The organism is Phaeobacter cretensis (assembly GCF_047372505.1).
Classification (GTDB): Bacteria; Pseudomonadota; Alphaproteobacteria; order Rhodobacterales; family Rhodobacteraceae; genus Phaeobacter; species Phaeobacter cretensis.
Genome location: NZ_JBKBEU010000001.1, coordinates 2,952,603 through 2,970,450, shown reverse-complemented (window position 1 = coordinate 2,970,450; position 17,848 = coordinate 2,952,603). Strand labels below are relative to the sequence as shown.

The following is a 17,848-nucleotide window of genomic DNA, read 5'->3' as shown; positions in this document are numbered from 1 at the left end:
GGTCGAGAAATTCGATGGCAGGCTAAATCAATCCTCAAATCTTCTTAAAGAGCAGAGAGAGAGAGATAATTTTGCCGAGGAGTACTCAAAAGGGGTGCAAGCCACACCCAGCGATCACAGCCGTAGTACACTCCACACAGGTGAAATGGTGGAAAGAAATGCCGTCGAAAGAGACGTTTTTGATGGTGGAATTACGTTTTCGGGGAAAGATTCCGAAACTCGGCGGAACGAGGGAGCATCGGAAGATGGTGATCAACAATCTGTTCAGATTCCGCCGGAAATCACACCACAGGCCGTCTTTGATGCAGCAGTCCCCCAAGATGTAGAAGAAAGATCTGATGTTGGCGGTCAGGATTTGACTACGTCGGGTCAAAACTCTACAGAAACCGCCATATCCAACATAGATGTCACTAGCGATCATATCCCCTCAGCGCGCCAAGCAGTTTCGCCTGCAAAAATCAGTGCTGTTGATGATTCGCCTGCGGCATCCAAGGGAAATCACGCACCTGAAAACCTTTCGCTCTCTGACAACACTGTCAGCGAAAATAGTGATGGTGGTGTGGTCGGTGCCCTGTCTGCGGATGATCGGGACGAAGGTGACAGCCACAGCTATACCGTCTCCGATGATCGCTTTGAAATCGTGGATGGTCAGCTGAAGCTGAAGGACGGCGTTACTCTGGATCATGAAGCGGAGGATCAGATTGATGTCCAGATCACCGTTACTGACGGCTCGGGTGGATCCCATACCGAGGCGTTCACGATCGAGGTCAGTGATGGCAACGATGCGCTCAGTCGCGTTGAGTTGGCCGACCACTCGGTCAGTGAGAATATCGAAGGCGCTGTGGTCGGCACCCTAACAGCGGATGATCGGGACGAAGGTGACAGCCACAGCGATGCCGTCTCCGATGATCGCTTTGAAATCGTGGATGGTCAGCTGAAGCTGAAGGACGGCGTTACTCTGGATCATGAAGCGGAGGATCAGATTGATGTCCAGATCACCGTTACTGACGGCTCGGGTGGATCCCATACCGAGGGCATCACGATCGAAGTTAGTGATAGTAACGATGCCGTAAACGGTCTGGAGTTGGCAGGCAGCTCGGTTACCGAGAATGTTGAAGGTGCCTTGATCGGCAGCCTCTCTGCTGATGATCAGGATACAGGTGACAGCAATACCTATGCTGTCTCCGATGATCGCTTCGAAGTCGTGGATGAACAGCTGAAGCTGAAGGATGGTGTGACACTCAATCATGAAGCCGAAGATCAGATTGATCTTCAGGTCACAGTCACCGATGGTTCTGGCGCCTCCCTTACTGAAGATTTCAAAATCGAGGTCAATGACCAGAACGAGGCACCAAGCAATTTGACCCTTGGCGGAGAAAGCGAAAATCTCGTTCAGAACGGTAGTTTTGAGAACTTCAGCCTGGAAACGGGACAGTGGGCTGCTTTAACCGAGGATGGGTCCGGCGGTTGGAATACCGACACAAGTATGGAGGTTTGGGACAGTTTAGACCGGACCGGTGCCTCCGATGGCGAGCAGCATCTGGAGATGGACTCAGGTTACGGTGTCGATAGCATCAGCCAGACGATCCAGACAAATGAAGGTCAAGTTTATGATCTCGGCGTAGATTTACGCGAACGCTTAGCCAATGGTAGCGACGCCGTAGAAGTCTATTGGAATAACGATCTTGTGGCTGAGCTGGATCCCGGCAGTTCAGAGTGGACCAGCTTTGATATGCAAGTGATCGGCACCGGCGAGGACAAGCTGGAATTGCGTGAAGCAGCCGATCAGAATGACAGTTATGGTGCGCTCGTCGACAATATCACCGTGACATCCGTCCAGAACGTTGTCGCTGAAAATGTTCGTGGGGCGATTATCAATCGGGTGAATTTCGAAGACCCCGATCAAGATGACAGCCATATGTTCGAAGTTTCGGATGACCGCTTTGAAGTTGCCAATGGTTTTTTGCGCTTGAAAGATAATCAAGCACTCGATTTTGAAGAAACCAGTGAATTGGACGTCGCTGTCACAGTTACAGACTCCGGCGGGCTTAGCACCTCCGAAACATTTACTGTTGGTGTGGCCGATACCGCGGACCTGACAGTTTCAACGGGATTTCATGCACGATACTTCGATGTCGATCAACGTCTCAGTTCGTTGGATGATATCGACTGGGAGGTGGAGCCAACCCATCAGGAATTGGTTTCAGATATCAACTACGAAAACGGGAGTGGTTCTTTCTGGGAAGACGGCAGCAGGGACACGTTTGGCGTTGAAATCAGCGGGGCAGTTCAGGTGGACGAAGGCGGAACTTACCGGTTCGACCTTGGTGGCGACGATGGTGCCCAGTTGATGGTCAACGGAGAGCCAGTGGTCGAAAATGATGGCCTCCATGCCTATCAGACCAAATCCGGCGAAGTGCAACTGGATCCCGGTACACATCATATTGAAGTGCGCTACTTCGAGAACTACGGTCACGCCGGGCTGAAACTCGAATGGGAAGGCCCCGGAATGGATGCGCCGGAACTCGTGACTGCCCCAGATATCTCCGAGGCGCAAACCGTATCGGGTATGCCGATTGCAATAAACGTTGGCCACCCAGAATCCGAACTGACTGAGTCGACGAACCTTGCGCTGGATGGGTTGCCGACAGGTACGGTTGTGGAGGCGGCGGGCAAGACGTTAGTGGTTGAAGAAAACGGCAGCGCTGACATTACAGGCTTTGATACGGAAATGCTCACGATCACACCGCCGTATGACTTTGTCGGACAAGTAGATGCCTTTCTAAGCATGACTGACGGTAGCGACCAGGGAAGCGGACCAAGCATCAGTCAGCCAATCGCCATCGATGTGAACGAAGCACAAATAACTGAACCCACTGCTGAATTAGTGAAAGGGTTTCGTGCTGACTACCTTGATATCGATCATCGCATCGGCAAGCTTGATGACGTGAACTGGGATGCGGATCCGACCTATCAAGACCATCAGACCGAAGTTAACTACAAAAACAGCAGTGAATCCTTCTGGGAGGATGGCTCCAAAGATACCTTCGCGACCCGAATTCAGGGGCAAATAACGGTTGAGGAGGGCGGTTCCTATTCCTTCTTCACTTCGGCTGACGATGGCGTGGCGGTTTATGCTAACGGGCAAGAAGTGGTCAATGATGATGGGAACCATAGCTACCGAGAAGATTCTGGAAAAATCGATTTAGAACCTGGCACCCATGATATCGAAGTGCGGTATTTTGAGAACTATGGCCACGCGGGGCTTAAATTGGAATGGGAAGGCCCGGATTCCAACGGCCGCGAAACGGTACAAGCAGATCAGAACCTTGCAGTTGATGTGAACGGAACGCTGGATGTGGGTATTGGCCTTGAAAGTGCCAGCGAAAGCGCAACTGTTGGGGTCGAGGGGCTACCTCGCGATACGATTCTGACCAGCGGTGACAATGCCATCGTTACAGATGGAGGGCCGGTTGATCTTTCGGGCTGGAATATCAAAGCACTCGAAGTGTCTCCGCCACCCGGTTACGAAGGTGAAATCAATGGCGAGATTGTTGTCAACGACACTGCTTTTAACGGTGCACCTTTGGTCTCCAGCAGTGACTTCACTATTCCAGTCGGTGATACAGACACTGCACCTGATCAGATCAATGCTGATGAGGCGCAAGGCGCATATGGTAGTGGCGCTACTTCTGAGATCGCCATGGATGCCGCATGGGATACCGTGCCAGAACTCGACGATACGAGCATTGAGACATCCGATGCTCAGCAGTCGGATGTATTGGCCGAGCCTGTGGTTGTGCAAGATGTACCAGAGGTCACCCAGATCGGTACCGAGACCTATGAACGCATGGATTGGTAGACATGCCAAAATATGCTCGGCCTCTCTACGAAATAGCACTGTATGGTGTCTGATGTGGTCGCGGCGAATTCATGTCTGACCTCCCTTGATAGCGCACGGTGCGGATTTTGGACCAAGAGCTGCCCCGGAGATCAGATGCAGATACGGCAACAACGTCAACGCCGACAAGACAGTTGTCGAAAACATCACTGTATAATCATGAACCCCTCAACAGGAATCGTTTCAGCATGAATGACCGCTCCGGCGAGCTTGCAGAAGCTGGTTGCACCGATCAACAAATCGCCGAAACTACCGGACACAAAAGCCTATCAACGGTTCAGTAATACCCGAATGGCGCAAGGCGAATGAAATTGGTCAAAGATGCACAGAACCTCCCAGGCCCAACTAACCCGGGTCATGAACGTGGGGAACTTTTTGGGAAACCTAACAATCGCCCCATCGGGGTTGTCGATCATGGTGGCAGCTAACTAGTTGATTTAGTGGCGGGGAGACAGGGATTCGAACCCTGGGAACGCTCTCACGTTCAACGGTTTTCAAGACCGCCGCATTCGACCACTCTGCCACCTCCCCGGTCGGCGCTGGGTTTAGGCGTTGCTAACGCTTCTGGCAAGAGGGAATTGTCGTCACCGTGATTTCACCTTGTCGGCTAGCATCTGCGCGCAAGTTTCATCTTACCTTCGCAAGCGATACGTCAATGTGATGCTCATATAGAGGGAAGATACCCGAAAACTTGCCGAGCAAGTGGTGGCAGGGTTTTCATGCCATTGTGCGGAAGCTATGCTTCGGCCAGCATAAGGGTACCGGAACAACCGGTGCAGCAAAGGCTGGCACAGCAACAACTGGCTCAGTGCGAAAGCGCTGCCAGATACGGGCAAGGAAACATCACATGGTTCACGCTATGTCGACACGGAAACACAGCGCGCCACGCCACAGTGCGCGGCTGGCGGCAGCATTGGCCGGGTTGATGATCCTTAGCGCCTGTGAAGATGGCCCCGGATTGGCATTTTTGAAACCCAAAGCCCAGGAAGCGGGAGCAGTCACCCCCTCCAGCAGCACCCGCTTGGTAGAGCGTGAGGTCGAGGCACCAGAAGTATTTCAGGTGACCGAAGCTGGGCTATGGGACGGCCGCCCATCGCTGGGCGGTGTCTGGGTGGCGCATCCGGACGCCGAAGACCCCGAGCAAGTCATCATCCGCAACAAAGCCAATGGCAAATTTGTAATCGGTGCGCTGTTTCGACGTGAACGTGAGATCCCCGGCCCGCGTTTGCAGGTCTCATCCGATGCGGCGGATGCTCTTGGCATGCTTGCAGGCGCACCGGTTGAGTTGAATGTAACGGCTTTGCGCAGTGAGACTGTTGCAAACCCCGATCAACCTGCCGCCGTGACGCTTGAGGATGCCGATGTCACCGTAGCGGATGCCAGCGATATCGACACCCAACCGTTGGACCCGATCGCGGGTGCTGCTGCGGCCATTGACGCCGCTGCCCCGACCGCTACGGCCCCGGCTGTGATTGAGAGTGCGCCTTCAACCGTGACATCAGCGGCAACGAAAGCGGCAGCTGCCAGCTCCAGCCTTTCTAAACCCTTCATTCAGATCGGCATTTTCAGTGTTGAAGCCAATGCCAAACGCACGGCCGATCAAATGCGCAACGCCGGGCTAGTGCCATCTGTCCTGGCCCAGTCCAGCAATGGGAAACCGTTCTGGAGGGTCCTTGTTGGCCCGGCCCAATCAAAATCCGAACGCAGTCAGCTGCTAAACAGCGTCAAGGCCGTTGGCTTCTCCGACGCCTATGCGGTCAGCAATTGACCACCGCCCTTGCGCAGCACTGCCTGACGTTACCAACCGGAAAGACGACCCAGCCATGACCTACCTCCCCTCCCCGCTTCGCTCTGGTTTGAAACTAACATGTGCCGCCGGTCTGCTGGTCAGCCTGTCGGCGCTATCGGCAGCGGCCTTTGATACCCGTGCACGCGCCGCCTATGTGCTGGATCAGGAAACCGATACCGTGTTGCTGTCAAAGAATGCAGATCTGGCTTTGCCACCGGCGTCAATGTCAAAACTAATGACGCTTTATGTGGCGTTTGAGGCGATCCGGGATGGTCGACTAACACTAGATGAACGGCTGCCTGTCAGCCAACATGCGATGAGCTACAAAGGCTCGACCATGTTTCTTAATACGCAGGACCGGGTCCGGGTCGAGGACCTGCTGCGCGGTATTATCGTTCTCTCCGGCAATGATGCCTGCGTCGTGCTGGCCGAAGCACTAAGCCCGGATGGCACCGAGGCTGGGTTTGCCCGCTACATGACCAAACGCGCCAAAGAGATGGGCATGGAGAACTCCACCTTTGCAAATTCCAACGGCTGGCCTGCCGTTGGCCATCTTATGTCAGTCGAAGATCTGGCCATCCTGGCAGAAAAGCTGATCGAAGATTTCCCACAGTATTATCCGCTATTCGCCGAGCGGAGATTTGAATTTGACGGGCGCGCGCCCTCCAATGTCCGCAACCGAAACCCGCTCTTGGGGCTCGGCATCGGGGCGGATGGTTTGAAGACAGGCCATACCTCCGAAGCGGGTTATGGGCTGGTCGGGTCTGCCGCGCAGGGCGACCGCCGGGTCATTTTTGTAGTTACAGGTCTGGAAAGCACAAAAATCCGCGCAGAGGAGGCCGAGGCCCTTGTTAACTGGTCGTTTCGCCAATTTGCCAAAAAAACGGTGGCTAAAGCGGGTGTTCCGGTCGCGCAAGCCGAAGTCTGGCGTGGCGCAGAGCCGACCGTAGGACTGGTACCGGCTGACGATCTGAATGTGCTGCTCCCCGCCCTTTCGGGCCGCGAAATTAGCGGCGAAGTCGTTTATATCGGACCTATTGATGCCCCAATCGAGAAAGGGCAACAACTGGCGGAACTGGTACTGCAACCTGATGATTTACCGGAGATGCGTCTACCGCTTGTTGCTGAAAAAGATATCCCAACGGGCGGCTTTCCAGTGCGGATAAAGACTGCAGCGCAGGTCTTGATGAAACAGTTCCTAAGCGGACCCGAGGCCAGCCAGTGAGGCCCGACGGATCAACCGGCGCTGTAGATTGTGCCGCTGCCTACCCCGGTCTATTTGTCACTTTCGAGGGTATCGACGGGTCCGGCAAATCAACGCAATGCCGTTTGCTGGCCGAAGCATTGCAGGCGCGTCGATTTGAGGTCGTTCTAACCCGTGAGCCCGGTGGATCTGACGGGGCCGAGGAAATCCGCCGTCTGGTGCTTGAGGGCGATCCTGACCGCTGGTCTGCAGAGACAGAACTGTTGCTGTTCACTGCGGCGCGGCGTGACCATATGGAACGGCGTATCATACCCGCTCTCGCAGAGGGCCAAATTGTCATCTGTGATCGGTTTGCCGATAGCACACGGATGTATCAGGGCCTGTCGCGCGGCAATCTGCGTGACAGTGTCGACCAACTGCATGCGCTGATGATCGGTCAGGAACCGGATCTAACAGTGCTGATCGATATGGACCCGGCCAAGGGGCTGGCGCGTGCCAAAGGACGGCAGGGCAGCGAAGAGCGGTTCGAAGATTTCGGGTTGAATCTGCAACAGCAGATGCGGGCTGGGTTCCTCGCGCTAGCGGCTGAGTTTCCTGACCGTTTTCGAGTGATCGATGGCGACCGCCCGATTGAGGTAGTGGCTGAGGAGGTATTGGCGACGGTCAGCGCGTCGATGCCAACTGCGCCAGATAGATCTGCCCCATGAGCAAGGATGATGCCCCGCTCCGCGCCGATCAGACGCCCGGCGCACCGCATCCGCGTGAAACGGAGCGCCTGTTCGGCCAAGAACGGGCAGAACAAGACTTCCTGACGGCTTTCAACTCTGATCGGCTGCACCACGGCTGGCTGCTGACCGGCCCGCAGGGCGTGGGCAAGGCAACATTGGCCTGGCGTATCGCCGCCTTTTTGCTATCCCAGCCCCCAGCCGAAGATGCTGGTCTGTTTGGCGCGCCGCCACCCGCCACCTCGCTGGAGATTGGCGAGGATCATCCTGTGATGCACCGCATTCAGGCATTGGCGGAGCCGGGTCTTGCCTCGATCACTCGCAGCGTCAATGACAAGGGCAAACTGCGTGACCAGATCGTTGTTGATGATGTCCGTGCGCTGAACAAGTTCTTTGGCCTGTCTGCAACCGACGGCGGACGCCGGGTGGTGATCGTGGATGCGGCCGATGATATGAACACCAGCGCGGCCAATGCGCTGCTGAAAATGCTGGAAGAGCCGCCAGCCCGTACCACGCTGTTATTGATCACACATCAGCCCTCTCGGTTGTTGCCAACGATCCGGTCGCGCTGCAGGCTGTTACGGCTCTCGCCGCTCGCCGCTGACGCCATGCAGGCCGCACTCGGCCAAGCGGGTGCAGAATTACCTCGGCAGGCCGACCATTTAGCGGCGCTGGCAAATGGATCAGTTGGGGCGGCACTGCGGCTGCTGAACCTTGGCGGATTGCAGACCTATAGCGATGTCGTGCGACTGCTGGACAGCATGCCCCGGCTAGATCGCCAGCGCGCGATGGGGCTGGCCGAACAGGCTGCCGCGCGTGGCGGCGCCGAGAAATTCGAGCTGTTGCTAACGTTGATCGATACCGCACTTGCAAGACTAGCACGTACCGGGGCCACCGGCATGGCCCCACAGCCGGAGGCGGCACCACAGGAAGCGGCGGTGTTAAACCGGCTGTCTCCGACACCACAAAAAGCCCGTGCCTGGGCGGATTTAGCGGCTCAAGTCACTGGACGAATGCGCCATGGTCAAGCGGTGAACCTTGACCCCGCATCACTTGTTCTAGATACGGTTTTCAAGATGCAGGACACTGCGGCGCGCTGATCCAAACGACCAGATCCCTCCGCAGGACGCGACAGAGAGCAGACATGACCAAGAGCATTTCCCAGACCCCACCCTCCATCACAGACAGCCATTGCCATCTGGATTTTCCGGATTTCGAGGGAGAACTGGACGCGTTGATTGCGCGCGCAGCCGAGGCTGGTGTGACCCGTATGGTCACCATCTGTACAAAACTGCGCAATGAGCCCAGCGTGCGATCGATCGCTGAAGCACATGCGCCCGTGTTTTATGCCGCAGGTACCCATCCGATGAGCGCAGCAGACGAACCGCTGGTATCGGTTGATGAGCTGGTGGCACTGGCAGATCACCCGAAGTTTGTTGGGATTGGCGAAACTGGTCTGGACTATCATTATACCGCCGACAGCGCAGAGGTTCAAAAGACCTCGCTGCGCAACCATATTACAGCCGCTCGGGAGACCGGTCTGCCATTGATTATCCACGCCCGTGCCGCGGATGATGATATGGCCGCCATACTGCGCGATGAAATGGCCAAGGGCGCCTATAGCTGCGTCATGCATTGCTTCTCCTCATCGTCCGAACTGGCCCGCGCGGCTTTGGATCTGGGGTTTTACCTTTCGATGTCCGGCATTGCCGCCTTCCCCAAGAGCCAAGAACTGCGCGATATCTTTGCTGCGGCACCATTGGAACGCATTTTGGTGGAAACAGACGCGCCTTATCTGGCACCGCCGCCCTATCGCGGGAAACGCAATGAACCGGCCTATACCGCCCATACCGCCCGCATCGGTGCTGAGGTTTTTAGGGTGGACTATGACGATTTCGCCGTCCGGACGCAGGAAAATTTTGATCGCCTGTTTTGGAAAGCCGCGAAATATGAGGCCGCCGCCTGATGGGCATCCTGCGCTTTACCATTCTGGGCTGTGGCTCATCCGGTGGGGTGCCGCGCCTTGGCGGCCATTGGGGCGACTGCGATCCCAATAATCCGCGCAATATACGGCGGCGCTGTTCGCTGCTCGTTGAACGTGAAGACCAAAACGGCACCACAACGGTCCTGATCGACACCTCTCCTGATATGCGCAGTCAGCTGTTAGACAGCGATACCGGGCGTCTGGATGGAGTGGTCTACACCCACTCGCATGCCGATCATGTCCATGGCATCGATGATCTGCGCATGATCGTCTTTAACATGCGCGATCGCATTCCGGTCTATGCCGATGGTGACACGCAGAACGCGCTTTTGTCGCGTTTTGGCTATGCGTTTGTGCAACCCGAAGGGTCACCCTATCCGCCCATTCTGGACCTGCGCGGGATCGACGGACCGTTGACGATTAGCGGACCTGGGGGAGATATCACCCTGCGCCCGTTTGAGGTTAATCACGGATCGATCGACGCATTGGGATTTCGCATTGGCGATCTGGCCTACCTGCCGGATGTGGCCAAGATACCCGAGAGTGCCTTATCGGAATTGCAGAATTTGGATTGCTGGATACTGGACGCGCTGCGCCGTAAACCGCACCCCACCCATCTGTCGTTGGATGAGGCTCTGGATTGGATCAAGCGTATGGCACCGCGCCGCGCCGTGCTGACCAATATGCACATTGATCTGGACTATGCACAGATCGCCGCAGAAACCCCCGACCATATTGACCCCGCCTATGACGGGATGGTGATCGAATACACAATCTGACGCGCCCACAGGAAGGCACATCATGTTTCAGAGCCTGATCGATGTCATCCTGCCAGTGTTTCTGGTTATTGGTGCCGGCTATGTCGCGACCTCACGTGGGTATTTTCAAACAAGCCACGTTGATGGGCTAATGAAATTCACGCAAAACTTTGCCATTCCCTGCCTGTTGTTTCGCGCCATTGCTACGCTTGATCTGTCCGCCAGTTTTGACCCGCGCCTGCTGATCAGCTTTTACACCGGGGCGGCGATTTGCTTCACCCTTGGCCTGATTGGCGCTCGGCTGATTTTTCGCCGCAACTGGGAAGACTGTGTGGCGATTGGATTTTGTTGCCTGTTCTCGAATTCCGTCCTGCTGGGTCTGCCAATCACCGAGCGCGCCTACGGGGCCGACAACCTGACTGGCAACTATGCGATTATCGCCTTTCACTCGCCGTTTTGCTACGGGCTGGGTATTACGGTGATGGAAATCGTACGCAGCAAAGGCGCGGGTGGCATCCAGACAGCGAAATCGGTGCTGAACGCGATGTTCAAGAATGTGCTGATCCTGGGGATCGCCTTGGGCTTCATCGTGAACCTGACTGGGCTGTGGATCCCTGAGGCGGTAGATGAGGCACTGTCGCTGGTTATTCGTGCCGCCCTACCTGCAGCGCTATTTGCGCTTGGGGGGGTGCTAGTACAATACCGACCCGAGGGAGATCTGCGAGCAATTGGATTTGTCTGCGCCATCGCGTTGATGGTGCACCCGGCGATTGTCTGGAGCATGGGCGCGGCGCTGAAGGTGCAGCCGGACCTGTTCCGCTCCGGCGTACTGACCGCCGCAATGGCACCGGGGTTCAACGCCTATATATTCGCCAATATGTACGGCCGCGCAAAACGGGTCGCCGCGTCTTCCGTGTTGATCGCAACCGGATCCTGCGTCCTGACCGTGTGGTTCTGGCTGTTGATCCTTGGCTGACCACAAAACTGAAATAGGGGCACCGCAGCGCCCCTATCTATTTGTTCGCTAGAACGGAAACATTAGTCGCCGTCTGCCACTCCGGCTTGCCGCAACCGGGCACGGCGCGCACGGTAGCCTGGAAGGATCACCAGAATGGCTGCCACCCCCAAGAGACCAATCGTTATCGGCCGCTCCATTAGGAAACCAAGCCCATCGTAGAGCTGCATCGAGCGGGAGAAGTTGTCCTCCAGCATGGAGCCGAGGATAAAGCCGATTAGCAACGGTGCCAGCGGATAGTCAGCAAACCGCAGTATCGTGGCACAGATCCCAAGCCCAACGAGTATCAGCAGCTCTGTCGCGTTGTTCTGCCCGATATACGCCCCCATCAACGTGAAGAAAAAGATAAAAGGGATCAAATAGTTACGCGGAACTGCCAATATTTTGGCGATATAGGGGATCAACGGAAGATTCAGGATGAGCAGGATCAGGTTGCCCACATACATGGAGATGATTACGGCCCAGAAAATCTCCGGTTCATCCACCATCAGACGAGGCCCTGGCGAGACATTGAGTGCAATCAGAGCACCAAGCAGAATTGCCGTGGTCCCCGACCCCGGAATACCCAGCGTCAGCAGAGGCACAAAAGACCCAGTGCAGGCCGCATTGTTTGCGCTTTCCGGTGCCGCAAGGCCCTTAATCGCGCCTTTCCCGAAATCCTTCTGCTCTTCCTTGGGTGCGATGTTGCGCTCAACCGCGTAGCCGAGGAAAGAGGCGATTGTGGCCCCCGCGCCCGGCAGTACCCCGATCAGAAAACCTTGGATCGACTGACGGCCAATCACTGGGGCGATGGACTTCGCCTCAGCCTTGGTGATGCGCAGATCCTTGATCTCGTTGCTACCGGCTTCGCTGTTCGAGCGTCCGGGGTCCAGCACTAGATAGAGCGCCTCTGGCAGTGCAAACATTGCCATTGCCAGCGTGATGAAGCCAAAGCCGGACTGAAGATCCATGATCCCCATGGTGAAGCGTGGCATGTTGAACAACGCGCCCTCGCCAACGGTTGCCATAATCAGGCCAAGAATTGTCATCAACAGTGCTTTGACCACCTGGCCAGTCCCTGCAAAAGCGGCGATGGCTGAGAGCCCTACCACCATCAGCGCGAAATATTCAGCGGAATGGAAAAGCAGCGCAACGCTGGCCAATGCGGGAGCAAAGATCATCAGCAAAACGGCACCAATGCTGCCACCGCAGAACGACGAGATCGCCGCTACGGTCAGCGCCTTTCCTGCCTTGCCCTGACGTGCCAGCGGGTAGCCATCGAAAGAGGTCGCAACGGTCGAGGCCACCCCGGGTGCGTTGATAAGGATTGATGAGGTCGAGCCGCCAAATATCGCGCCGTAATACACTCCGGCCAGCAGGATCAAAGCCGCCGAGGGGTCGCCGATCGAAATCGCAACCGGGATCATAATGGATATGATGCTCATCGGGCCGAGTCCCGGCAACATGCCGATGAACGTGCCTATCAGGCAGCCGCCGATGACCATAAGAAGATTACTGAAGGAGAAGGCGGTGCTGAGACCGATCAGAATACCGTCAAGCATGTCAGACCCCGTTCCCAAAGAAGATAGGCAACGGCCGCAGATAGATACCCAACACCCCCTGCACCAAGTACCAAACCAGGCCCGCTGCAAGCACGGCGATTGGGATCAGAAAACGCAGCTTGCGTTCCCCCAGGATCATAGCACTGATCACTAGGAACCCGACGGTTGAAATCAGGAAACCCACCGGACGCAGTGCCAGTGCATAGGCCACCATCATCGCCAGAAGCGATAACGCCTGCCCCAGTTTGTAGTCCAGAAGGCGTCGATAATCGATATCGCCGGCCTTTGGGCCCGCATCCGATTTTTGGGGCGACAGCACGATGATCAAGGCACAGACCACCGCCATCACTGACAGCCCTTTGGGGAAGGTGCTGGGCCAGATGGCATTGAATTTCATGAACGGCGGCAACCCGGCATCCATGGTGAAAAAGGCCGTATAGCCATAGGCCAGGCTAATCATAAGGATGACAAGCGCGATCCATCGGTCGAGCGCCATGAGGCTCTCCCCCCTTCGTGAGATTTGTCTGGATGAAACCTATAGGTGGCGCGCTGCCCTCCTGCAGATGCGTGCCACTGGTTTCCGGAAACAGGCTAGGCGCCCGGTGCAATGAAACCGAGCGCCCACCTGATAATCTTGTCCTCAGAGGAAGCCGAGTTCCACCATCAGGCTTTTGATGACCTCTTCCTGACCTTCCAGGAAGTTGACGAAATCATCACCACTGTTGTGAATGTTGACCCAACCGTTGCGGGCGCGAACTTCTTCCCACTCAGGCGTGCCATACATTTTGGCAAGCGCGGCGCGGTATGCTTCGACCTTGTCCTCTGCCAAGCCGGGTGCACCAAAGAAGCCCCGCCAGTTTACAAAGGTGGCGTCGATGCCCTGTTCTTTCATGGTCGGAGCATCAGCATAGGCAGGCACACGATCCTCAGCAGTCACACCGATAATCTTCACTTCACCCGCATTCGCGAGGTCGATCGCCTCGGAGAAGCCCGTCGAGAGCGCTGCGATCTCACCGGACAGGAGTGCGGCCATGGCCACACCGCCAGCATCATATGGGATGTACTTCACCGATGTGGGTTCTTCGCCCGCAGCCTTCATCACCATTGCCGCAACCAGATGGTCCATGCCGCCCGGCACCGAGCCGCCGCCAATAGCGGTTTTGCGCGGATCAGCCTGGTAGGCAGCAACCAGATCGGACATCGAATTGATCGGGCTGTCTTTGCCCACCACTATGGCAGCGTAGTCGCCAATGGTGCCTGCCACCATGGTCAGATCCCGGAAGTTATGTGGGAATACCCCGGTAAGCGAGCGGATCACAATCGGGGTCGAATTGACCATCAGCGTACCGTGGTTGCTCTCAGCGTTTTCAATCAGATAGCCGATCGCCTTGCCACCGCCGCCGCCGGACATGTTCTCAAAGGACGCATTGCCAACTAGGCCTGCTTTGGTCAACGCCTCACCTGTGCCGCGTGCGGTGCCGTCCCAGCCTCCGCCTGCGCCGCCGGGGATCAGAAAGTGGATGCTGTCTACCATCTCATCCGCAGTCACCGGTGCAGCAAACGCTAGTGTCGCGGCGGTCACGGCCATCAGTGCGCGCCGCGTCATGATCGTTTTCATTTTTGTCTCCTCCCATTTGACAAATGGCGGCTTGGCCGCTCATGACTGGAGAGGAACACGCCAAGCTGACACAGACCTGTCATCTGGCCTGTCATCTGGAATTTTGCGGCACCGGCGCTGCCTTCTCAATGGATAGACACCCATGCGTTTTCTGCTGGTCGAAGACAATCTGAGCCTTGCCGCCGCCGTAGAGGACCGGTTGCAAATGGACGGCCATGTGGTGGATCATGCCCCGGACCTGGCAGCAGCAGATGACTACGCCGCAACGGCCGACTACGATTTGATTTTACTGGATATTATGCTGCCTGATGGAGATGGGCGTCGCTTTCTGAAGTCACATCGCGCCCGTGAAGGCACAACGCCGGTGATCGTCCTGACCGCACGGTCCGAAGTTTCGGACCGTGTTGGAGTTTTGGATCTGGGAGCAGATGACTACATCACAAAACCCTTTGATTTTTCGGAGCTTGAGGCACGCTGCCGAGCCGTACTACGGCGGCATGGTGGCGGCAGCTCGAACCAGAAACGATTCGGTGCGCTGGTCTTTGATCCGCTGGCCGGTACCTTGGCAGCGGGCGACAAAACGGTTTCTCTGCGCAACAAGGAACTGAGACTTCTAGAGGTATTTATCAACGCACCAGACCGGATTTTTTCCAAATCGAAACTGGTGGATCGGTTGTTTTCCTATGAAGAGGATGTCTCGGAAAACGCAATTGAAGTCTATGTCGCGCGGCTGCGCAAACATCTGGCCGGGTCAGATGTGGAGATCACTACGGTCAGGGGATTGGGCTATCGGATGTCGCTCATATGAGCCAGACCTTGCCAACCAGCGGCTCTATCCGGCGGCGGCTGACGTTGCAATTGGTGGGGAGCGCCGCCTTTCTGGCATCGCTGCTGTTTTTCATCGTGCTCGTATTCACCCGCGATGTCTCGCAGCAAACCCATGACAGCATTCTACGGGCCTCAGCGACGTCGATCATGGACTCGGTTTCTGTCCGGTCCGGAGATGTAACGGTAGACATCCCCTATTCAGCACTATCGATGCTGGGCAATGTCAGCAACGACCGGGTGTTCTATCGTGTAGCACAAGATCAGGTCCTGTTGACCGGATACGCTGATCTGCCGCGCCCCGACCCGCTGCCGCGGCAAGGTACGCCGCAGTTTGAAACCCTGCCATACAAAGGCGATAGCATTCGGATGGTGACGCTTGCGCGACGAGTGTCATTGGGCGAGCAGGCCTCGGATCTTATCATATCTGTAGCGCAGACCCGTGAAGGGCAATCAGAACAACTGGCACAATTAACCCGCAACGCATTGCAACTGGGATTCGGGTTCTTTGTGATTGCCGCGCTGCTGGCCATCTGGACAGCACAATCCAGTGTGCGCCCTTTGGCTGAGCTGACCGATGCGGTGTCACTCCGTGGCCCAAAGGACTTGCGCCCCGTCCGGAGGCCAGTTCCGTCAGAGATGATTCCGCTGGTACAGTCCCTGAATCGTTTTATCGACAGGTTGCGGATTTCATTATCTCGATCAGAGGATTTCATCGCCGAGGCGGCGCATCGTGTACGAACTCCGCTGGCGACGGTTCGCACGCAGGCCGAAATCACTCTGCGCCGGGTCGATCGTGCCGAAAACCGCGCCTCCCTACGGGAGATGATCCGTGCCATTGATGAAAGTTCACGCGCCGCCGGGCAGTTACTTGACCACGCGATGGTCACGTTCCGCACCGACAGTCTGCTCCGTGAAGAGGTCGATCTGGGGGCCTTGTCCCGCGATCTGTTGAAACGGTTGCGCCCAATTGCAGAGCTGAAAGACATAGCGCTGCATTCTGATCTGCCGCAGACGCCGTCCCTATTAGGTGATCCGATATTGATCCAGAATGCAGTGCGGAACCTTCTTGACAATGCCATCAAATATGCGCCCTCCGAAAGCGACATACAGGTCAGCCTACGTAAAGAAGGCACGGAACTGCGTCTGAGCATTATCGATGAGGCAGGAGGATTTCCCAGTGGGGACACAGGCGCGCTAACGGCGCGATTTGCCCGTGGATCCAACGCTGCAGGCACCATCGGATCGGGCCTTGGTCTGACTATAGCCCGCGAGGTCGTCGAGGCCCATGGCGGTCAATTGACCATCGCCACCAGCAAAGCTGTAGACGGCCCACCAGCAGCGTCACCACGAAGGGAGGGGTCATGCGTTTCCTTATGTTTTCCGCTGTCCTGAGCGGTTTTCGAACCATATTCTCCCAGTCTGGCTTGCCTTGGGTCGTCTGGGGGCTGGCGATGGTGATGGCATCGATCGCCGGTGTAGCTCAATCGTTTGAGATCGAAGATCAACGCCAGTTCGGCCCTGCAAACAATGCCGTTGCGCCGGACGTGTTGAGGGTTCTATCAACCACCGACACCGACCTATTGGCACCACTTATAGAGAGTTTTCTAAATACGCGACCAACCACGGCAGTAGACTATGTTGCTGTCAGCAGTGCCGAGTTGATGCGTGCGGTGGTGGACGAAAACGCCGGGTTTGATCTCGCGGTATCCTCGGCGCTGGATCTGCAGACAAAGTTGGCCAATGACGGTTACACTCAGGCGCATCGATCGACGGCCACAGCACAGCTCCCTGTCTGGGGAAACTGGCGCGACCATGTTTTTGCCTTCTCACAGGAACCGGCATCGATAGTGCTGTCACCAGTGGCCTTTGAAGGGTTGGAACTGCCCCGCAGCCGACAAGCATTGATGTCGCTCCTGCGCCGCTATCCCAACCGGTTCCGGGATCGTATCGGAACTTATGACGTCGAGAAGAGCGGACTTGGCTATCTGTTTGCAACACAGGATCTGCGCACGTCTGAGAGTTTTTGGCGGATGATGGAGATCTTTGGCAGCCTTGATGTTCAGCTCTATTGCTGTTCCGGCGAGATGATTGAGGCCGTCGCCAAGGGAGAGATTGCAATCGCCTATAATGTGCTGGGTAGCTATGCACGCGCCCGGACGGATCTGACCGGGCTGATCGAGATTGTCGACCCACAAGACTATACCAATATGATGCTGCGAACTGCGGTGGTTCTGCGCCAAGCCGAGCGGCCGGATCTGGCCGGAGCTTTTATCGACCATCTCTTACGTGCAGCCTGGGGAGAGCGTGCCGATCCCGCCTATCCGTTTCCACGCTATCCATCGGGGCTGGCCAGCCAAGAGGCCTCGCTGCGTCCGATTCAGATGGGCCCCGGATTACTGGTGTTTCTGGATCACTTGAAACGGCTTCGTTTTCTGGACGAATGGCGCAGCGCTGTATTGCAGAAATAGATCCGCGACCAGGTTTC

14 protein-coding genes and 1 tRNA gene are annotated in these 17,848 nt (G+C 56.4%); 11 read left to right on the top strand and 4 right to left on the bottom strand.

Features of this window, described 5'->3' with window-relative positions; all coding sequences use genetic code 11:
- Positions 1 to 94: 94 nt before the first annotated feature.
- Positions 95 to 3,862 carry a PA14 domain-containing protein gene (locus ACEWZM_RS14085; RefSeq protein WP_414007034.1) on the top strand — a complete coding sequence of 1,256 codons (3,768 nt, stop codon included), beginning with the start codon at positions 95 to 97 and terminating at the stop codon, positions 3,860 to 3,862.
- A gap of 480 nt (positions 3,863 to 4,342) precedes the next feature.
- Here ACEWZM_RS14085 and ACEWZM_RS14080 read toward each other — a convergent pair.
- A tRNA-Ser gene (locus ACEWZM_RS14080) sits at positions 4,343 to 4,432 on the bottom strand.
- Positions 4,433 to 4,748: 316 nt separating this feature from the next.
- Between ACEWZM_RS14080 and ACEWZM_RS14075 the strand changes: the two genes are divergently transcribed.
- Genes ACEWZM_RS14075 through ACEWZM_RS14045 form a run of 7 tightly spaced genes read left to right on the top strand, consistent with a single transcriptional unit; the run spans position 4,749 to position 11,337 of the window.
- Positions 4,749 to 5,669: an SPOR domain-containing protein gene (locus ACEWZM_RS14075; protein ID WP_414007033.1), complete on the top strand. Its 921-nt coding sequence runs from the start codon at positions 4,749 to 4,751 to the stop codon at positions 5,667 to 5,669.
- Between the two features lie 55 nt (positions 5,670 to 5,724).
- The gene (locus ACEWZM_RS14070) at positions 5,725 to 6,915 is read left to right on the top strand and encodes a D-alanyl-D-alanine carboxypeptidase family protein (RefSeq protein ID WP_414007032.1); all 1,191 of its coding nucleotides are present in this window, start codon (positions 5,725 to 5,727) and stop codon (positions 6,913 to 6,915) included.
- Positions 6,912 to 7,601, top strand: a complete 690-nt coding sequence (tmk, locus tag ACEWZM_RS14065; protein ID WP_414007031.1) for a dTMP kinase — start codon at positions 6,912 to 6,914, stop codon at positions 7,599 to 7,601. The genes ACEWZM_RS14070 and tmk overlap by 4 nt, the downstream gene beginning before the upstream one ends.
- Positions 7,598 to 8,719, top strand: a complete 1,122-nt coding sequence (locus ACEWZM_RS14060; RefSeq protein WP_414007030.1) for a DNA polymerase III subunit delta' — start codon at positions 7,598 to 7,600, stop codon at positions 8,717 to 8,719. The genes tmk and ACEWZM_RS14060 overlap by 4 nt, the downstream gene beginning before the upstream one ends.
- Positions 8,720 to 8,763: 44 nt before the next feature.
- Positions 8,764 to 9,585: a TatD family hydrolase gene (locus tag ACEWZM_RS14055; protein ID WP_414007029.1), complete on the top strand. Its 822-nt coding sequence runs from the start codon at positions 8,764 to 8,766 to the stop codon at positions 9,583 to 9,585.
- Positions 9,585 to 10,382 carry an MBL fold metallo-hydrolase gene (locus tag ACEWZM_RS14050; RefSeq protein WP_414007028.1) on the top strand — a complete coding sequence of 266 codons (798 nt, stop codon included), beginning with the start codon at positions 9,585 to 9,587 and terminating at the stop codon, positions 10,380 to 10,382. The genes ACEWZM_RS14055 and ACEWZM_RS14050 overlap by 1 nt, the downstream gene beginning before the upstream one ends.
- A 22-nt stretch (positions 10,383 to 10,404) precedes the next feature.
- Positions 10,405 to 11,337, top strand: coding sequence for an AEC family transporter (locus ACEWZM_RS14045; protein WP_414007027.1), 933 nt, complete (start codon positions 10,405 to 10,407; stop codon positions 11,335 to 11,337).
- Between the two features lie 62 nt (positions 11,338 to 11,399).
- Here the strand turns inward: ACEWZM_RS14045 and ACEWZM_RS14040 are convergent, their stop codons facing one another.
- From ACEWZM_RS14040 to ACEWZM_RS14030, 3 genes are all read right to left on the bottom strand, one after another.
- Positions 11,400 to 12,917 carry a tripartite tricarboxylate transporter permease gene (locus tag ACEWZM_RS14040; protein ID WP_414007026.1) on the bottom strand — a complete coding sequence of 506 codons (1,518 nt, stop codon included), beginning with the start codon at positions 12,915 to 12,917 and terminating at the stop codon, positions 11,400 to 11,402.
- A 1-nt stretch (position 12,918) separates the two neighbouring features.
- Positions 12,919 to 13,413 (bottom strand): tripartite tricarboxylate transporter TctB family protein, encoded by a 495-nt coding sequence (locus ACEWZM_RS14035; RefSeq protein ID WP_414007025.1) that lies wholly within the window; start codon positions 13,411 to 13,413, stop codon positions 12,919 to 12,921.
- 144 nt (positions 13,414 to 13,557) lie between these two features.
- Positions 13,558 to 14,535, bottom strand: a complete 978-nt coding sequence (locus ACEWZM_RS14030; protein ID WP_414007024.1) for a Bug family tripartite tricarboxylate transporter substrate binding protein — start codon at positions 14,533 to 14,535, stop codon at positions 13,558 to 13,560.
- A gap of 142 nt (positions 14,536 to 14,677) precedes the next feature.
- Between ACEWZM_RS14030 and ACEWZM_RS14025 the strand changes: the two genes are divergently transcribed.
- From ACEWZM_RS14025 to ACEWZM_RS14015, 3 genes are read left to right on the top strand one after another with little or no spacing between them, the layout of a single operon-like run.
- Complete coding sequence (locus ACEWZM_RS14025; RefSeq protein WP_414007023.1) at positions 14,678 to 15,343, top strand: response regulator; 666 nt, start codon at positions 14,678 to 14,680, stop codon at positions 15,341 to 15,343.
- Positions 15,340 to 16,755: a sensor histidine kinase N-terminal domain-containing protein gene (locus ACEWZM_RS14020; protein ID WP_414007022.1), complete on the top strand. Its 1,416-nt coding sequence runs from the start codon at positions 15,340 to 15,342 to the stop codon at positions 16,753 to 16,755. The genes ACEWZM_RS14025 and ACEWZM_RS14020 overlap by 4 nt, the downstream gene beginning before the upstream one ends.
- On the top strand, positions 16,725 to 17,831 hold the full coding sequence (locus ACEWZM_RS14015) for an ABC transporter substrate-binding protein (RefSeq protein ID WP_414007021.1): 1,107 nt from the start codon (positions 16,725 to 16,727) through the stop codon (positions 17,829 to 17,831). Before ACEWZM_RS14020 ends, ACEWZM_RS14015 begins: the two co-directional genes overlap by 31 nt.
- The last annotated feature ends 17 nt before the right edge of the window (positions 17,832 to 17,848 follow it).

What these genes read in the sequence shown, in the direction of transcription:
- ACEWZM_RS14075 (WP_414007033.1), top strand. Translation starts at nt 4,749, where the DNA reads ATGGTTCACGCTATGTCGACACGGAAACACAGCGCGCCACGCCACAGT.
- ACEWZM_RS14070 (WP_414007032.1), top strand. Translation starts at nt 5,725, where the DNA reads ATGACCTACCTCCCCTCCCCGCTTCGCTCTGGTTTGAAACTAACATGT.
- ACEWZM_RS14060 (WP_414007030.1), top strand. Translation starts at nt 7,598, where the DNA reads ATGAGCAAGGATGATGCCCCGCTCCGCGCCGATCAGACGCCCGGCGCA.
- ACEWZM_RS14055 (WP_414007029.1), top strand. Translation starts at nt 8,764, where the DNA reads ATGACCAAGAGCATTTCCCAGACCCCACCCTCCATCACAGACAGCCAT.
- ACEWZM_RS14050 (WP_414007028.1), top strand. Translation starts at nt 9,585, where the DNA reads ATGGGCATCCTGCGCTTTACCATTCTGGGCTGTGGCTCATCCGGTGGG.
- ACEWZM_RS14045 (WP_414007027.1), top strand. Translation starts at nt 10,405, where the DNA reads ATGTTTCAGAGCCTGATCGATGTCATCCTGCCAGTGTTTCTGGTTATT.
- ACEWZM_RS14040 (WP_414007026.1), bottom strand. Translation starts at nt 12,917, where the DNA reads ATGCTTGACGGTATTCTGATCGGTCTCAGCACCGCCTTCTCCTTCAGT.
- ACEWZM_RS14035 (WP_414007025.1), bottom strand. Translation starts at nt 13,413, where the DNA reads ATGGCGCTCGACCGATGGATCGCGCTTGTCATCCTTATGATTAGCCTG.
- ACEWZM_RS14030 (WP_414007024.1), bottom strand. Translation starts at nt 14,535, where the DNA reads ATGAAAACGATCATGACGCGGCGCGCACTGATGGCCGTGACCGCCGCG.
- ACEWZM_RS14025 (WP_414007023.1), top strand. Translation starts at nt 14,678, where the DNA reads ATGCGTTTTCTGCTGGTCGAAGACAATCTGAGCCTTGCCGCCGCCGTA.
- ACEWZM_RS14020 (WP_414007022.1), top strand. Translation starts at nt 15,340, where the DNA reads ATGAGCCAGACCTTGCCAACCAGCGGCTCTATCCGGCGGCGGCTGACG.
- ACEWZM_RS14015 (WP_414007021.1), top strand. Translation starts at nt 16,725, where the DNA reads ATGCGTTTCCTTATGTTTTCCGCTGTCCTGAGCGGTTTTCGAACCATA.